5 protein-coding genes are annotated in these 3971 nt (G+C 41.8%); all 5 read left to right on the forward strand.

What is annotated here, in order from left to right; translation table 11 throughout:
- On the forward strand, positions 1–264 hold a 264-nt coding region (locus RH85_RS23085), incomplete at its 5' end, for a hypothetical protein (protein ID WP_006714051.1).
- A gap of 10 nt (positions 265–274) precedes the next feature.
- Complete coding sequence (locus RH85_RS17555; protein ID WP_006714052.1) at positions 275–1540, forward strand: TRAP transporter large permease; 1266 nt, start codon at positions 275–277, stop codon at positions 1538–1540.
- A gap of 39 nt (positions 1541–1579) precedes the next feature.
- Positions 1580–2038 (forward strand): NanQ anomerase/TabA/YiaL family protein, encoded by a 459-nt coding sequence (locus RH85_RS17560; protein ID WP_006714053.1) that lies wholly within the window; start codon positions 1580–1582, stop codon positions 2036–2038.
- Positions 2035–2952, forward strand: a complete 918-nt coding sequence (locus RH85_RS17565; protein WP_006714054.1) for a dihydrodipicolinate synthase family protein — start codon at positions 2035–2037, stop codon at positions 2950–2952. Before RH85_RS17560 ends, RH85_RS17565 begins: the two co-directional genes overlap by 4 nt.
- 141 nt (positions 2953–3093) lie before the next feature.
- The gene (locus tag RH85_RS17570; protein ID WP_241210411.1) at positions 3094–3768 is read left to right on the forward strand and encodes an FCD domain-containing protein; all 675 of its coding nucleotides are present in this window, start codon (positions 3094–3096) and stop codon (positions 3766–3768) included.
- The last annotated feature ends 203 nt before the right edge of the window (positions 3769–3971 follow it).

The following is a 3971-nucleotide window of genomic DNA, read 5'->3' on the forward strand; positions in this document are numbered from 1 at the left end:
GCTGTGATTGCTGTGATTGCTGTGATTGCTGTGATTGCTGTGATTGCAGTGATTATTGTCCACTACGGCTACATCTTCGCTGAAAGGATGGATCGATTGGGCTCAGTAACCATGGATGTTCAGATGTCGGCCCTTTATGGCGCTGTACCCGTTGGCTTTCTTTTAGTCTTTATTAAATCATTTTTAAACGCTGCGATTTCTTTCTCTAAGTTGGTTAAACCACAAAGAGGCGATGCCACAGTGAACTCCCATCTATGTAAGTAAGGTATTGGCTATGTTTGGTATTTTTGGTGGTTGGGGTGCGCTGTTAGCAATCGGTATGCCTGTCGCATTTACCCTTTATGTTGTTTCAATCATTTATCTTTTAACTAATGGCGGCATTGCGCTCGCTTCGCAAAAAATTATTGCCGGGTTGAACTCATTCCCGTTACTTGCAGTTCCGTTCTTTATCTTCAGTGGTCTATTGATGAACTCAGCAGGCATCACTGACAAAATGTTTAAATTTGCTCGAGACTTAACTGGGCATTTAACTGGCTCACTTGGTCATGTTAACGTTCTTGCCAGTCTTCTATTTTCAGGAATGTCGGGTTCAGCGCACGCTGATGCTGGTGGCTTGGGACAGCTTGAAATAAAAGCGATGCGTGATGAGGGGTACGATGATGGCTTTGCTGGTGCGATTACCGCTGCGTCGAGTGTTATTGGGCCTTTAATGCCGCCGAGTATTCCTATCGTTATCTACGGTGTTATGTCTGGTGCATCGATTGGCGCGCTGTTTTTAGCTGGCGTTGTACCAGCACTATTGTGCGCTGTATCTCTGATGGTGATGGTCTACTTTATCGCCAAGAAAAAAGGTTATCCGGTTTACCCGAGGGCGTCATTCAAAACGATTTGTTACTCCTTTAAAGATGCCTCATTAGCGCTAATGACACCGGTTCTTATTATTGGTGGTATTTTCTCTGGCATCGTGACACCAACTGAAGCGGCAGTCGTTGCTTCTCTGTATGCCATGTTCTTAGGCTTTGTGGTGTATCGCGAATTAACGGTTTCACGTTTTCTTGAAGTGGTCCATGAATCGGTGAATACGTCGGCGGTGATTGGATTTTTGATTGGTGGTGTCGGCCTATTTGGTTATGTCATCGTTAAAGAAGATATTCCTCTTAAAGCGGCTGAGTTATTCTTGCAAGTTACTGATTCTCCTTTTGTTTTTCTTGTGCTTGTGTCTGTGATGCTGTTTATTTTAGGCGCATTTATTGAAACCCTAGCGCTGTTGCTGATTTTGATCCCTATCTTGCTACCAGTCACCGTTCAACTTGGTATAGACCCAGTACACTTTGGTATCGTCGTCGTGATGAACATGATGTTGGGGATATTGACTCCACCAATGGGGGTCTCGCTCTTTGTGGTTGCGAAAGTCGGTAAGATCCCATACGAAGTACTTGCGCGCTCGGTTTTGATCTTCTTAGTACCACTGATTATTGTCTTGGCAATCATCATTCTCTTCCCGCAAATGGTGATGTTCTTACCAAACTACTTCCTTTAATTTATAGCAGGCAGCAGCGAGTAATCGCTGCTGAATATAATGATAATTGCAACCGTAAGCCGTTTATCGCACGACAAAGAGTTTGGCGACATCATTAGATTGGTTCTTGAGCAAGATCTCGAGCAAATGCCTAGTGGTATGAATAAAATCAAAGGTGATGATGTTTTTGTTAATCGAATTAGAGGGGCAGCGCGGTCACTGGCAGACTCACAAGCAGAGATACATCGTGATTATGTCGATATTCATCTAGCGTTAACAACGAAAGAGACACTCGGTTTTGCAGTTGAACCCGCATCATCTCTGTTTATGACTGAACAATATTTTGACAATGATTGTGAGCTTAAAACCAATATAGTGCATGAGCAATTTATTACGCTCGAACCGCATCAATACTGCGTTTTCTACCCTAGTGAATGGCATCGTCCAATGATTCAGGTTGGAAGTGAAGAAGAGTGGGTGGATAAAGTTGTGATAAAAGTAAGGGCATCAATCCTATGACTTTGAGTAAGAGTGGAATTTCTGGAAATTGGGCGACACTGTTGCTCCCGATTAAAAGTGAAGTCATTGATTTTGAAAGTCTTGAACAACAAATTGACTGTTATATTGCTGCTGGTGTGGATGGGATTTATTCTAACGGCACGGCAGGCGAGTTTTATACTCAGTCCGAAGAAGAATTCCAGCAAATCAGTAAATTGTTGGCTCAAAAATGTCATCAAGCAGGTATGGCTTTTCAAATCGGTGCGAGCCATTGTCATCCTCAAGCTGCGTTAGAGCGGGTAAAGTTTGCAGCTACGCTTAATCCAACAGCTATTCAGGTTATTTTACCAGATTGGTTTCCGTGTTCATTGGCTGTGGCTAAAGTCTTTATGCATAAAGTAGAGCAGGTTGCACAGGGGGTTGATCTGGTACTTTACAATCCACCACATGCTAAAGTTAATCTAACAGCGAATGAATTAGATGAGTTGTACGAGGCTATTCCAAAACTGGTAGGTTTTAAGCTGCCGAGAATTACGCCAGAGATAACAATCACCGGGTTGGCAGAGAAAGCCTCTATTTTTGTTGCTGGGCACTTCCTTGCGACTGATGCGTATAAAGGGGCAAAAGGTGCCTACTCTAATGTGTGCTGCTTGAACCCAAAAGCGACCCAAGCTTGGACTCAAGACTGTTTGGCTCTAGTGCCTTCGGCGTTAGAGCTGGAGAGTCGTATACAGCGGTTTATGAATGAAGAAATTGCGCCTTATATTACTGACAAAGGTTACTGCAATGCCGCAGTAGACAAATTCATGGCTGCATTGGGTGGTTGGTCGCGAATTGAATCGACGATGCGCTTTCCTTTTGCGTCGATCCCAATGAATGACATAGAGTGCAAAATAAAAATAAAGAATGAGTTGCTGCCCGAGTTTAAGATTTAAAACGAGGCAGATTACATTAAACTAGACCCAATTTTAACGTCACGGCTTAACCGGATATCACAGCTATCCGGTTAGATAACACATTATTAAGTATTTAAAGAGGGAACTCTTATGGAGTTAACTTCGTTTCCATTGAAGCCAATGAAGAAAACCAAACTTTCAGACAGTGTGGCTGAAGAATTGGAGAAGATGATCATTAATAACACGTTAAAGGAAGGAGATACGTTACCTTCTGAACGCGATTTAATGGCGGCGTTTGATGTGGGTCGACCTTCCGTTCGTGAAGCATTAATGAAGCTATCGCAAAAAGGATTAGTCGCAGTTAAGAGTGGTGAAAAAACCCGCGTCACCAAACCTTGCACAGAGACGTTGATCAATAATGTTTCAGGGCTTGCGATTGGTTTACTGTCGCAGAAAGATGAAAAGCGTCAGTTTGAACATTTACGTCAGTTATTTGAGATTGCCATAGTGAGAGAGGCGGCGCTGGTTCGTACAGATGATGATCTTGTGAAGTTACAGCGGGTGTTAGAGCAAAACAAAGTAAATTGTGAAGATTATGATGCTTTTGTTCGTTCAGATATTGCGTTTCATCGTTGCATTATAGATATCATTCAAAACCCTATGGTTTCTTCGCTATACGAATCTTTGATTTCTTGGCTGATTATGACGCGTAATCCTTCTGAATATACGCCATATCACAAGCAGAATTATCATGAGCATTCGATGATTTTTGATGCGATTAAGGCGGGCAATGCAAATCAAGCAGAACATTGTATGCGAGAGCATTTAGATAATGTAATGAGAATTGAGAAATAGCAGGCTAGGTACCTGGTTTGTTATTTTAAATACTCATTGTTAGGCTAATTATTTAACTGATGGATATTTCCCCTGACTTATTAATTGCTTATAAAATTTTACCTTTACGAATTTTATGATGACTAAATTTATAGAATCTAATTAGTTACTGTAGTTAAGGATACTTATATTACGTAGAACCAATACATGACTTAGATTAAGAA

The sequence above is a fragment of the Vibrio ichthyoenteri ATCC 700023 genome (assembly GCF_000222605.1).
Classification (GTDB): Bacteria; Pseudomonadota; Gammaproteobacteria; order Enterobacterales; family Vibrionaceae; genus Vibrio; species Vibrio ichthyoenteri.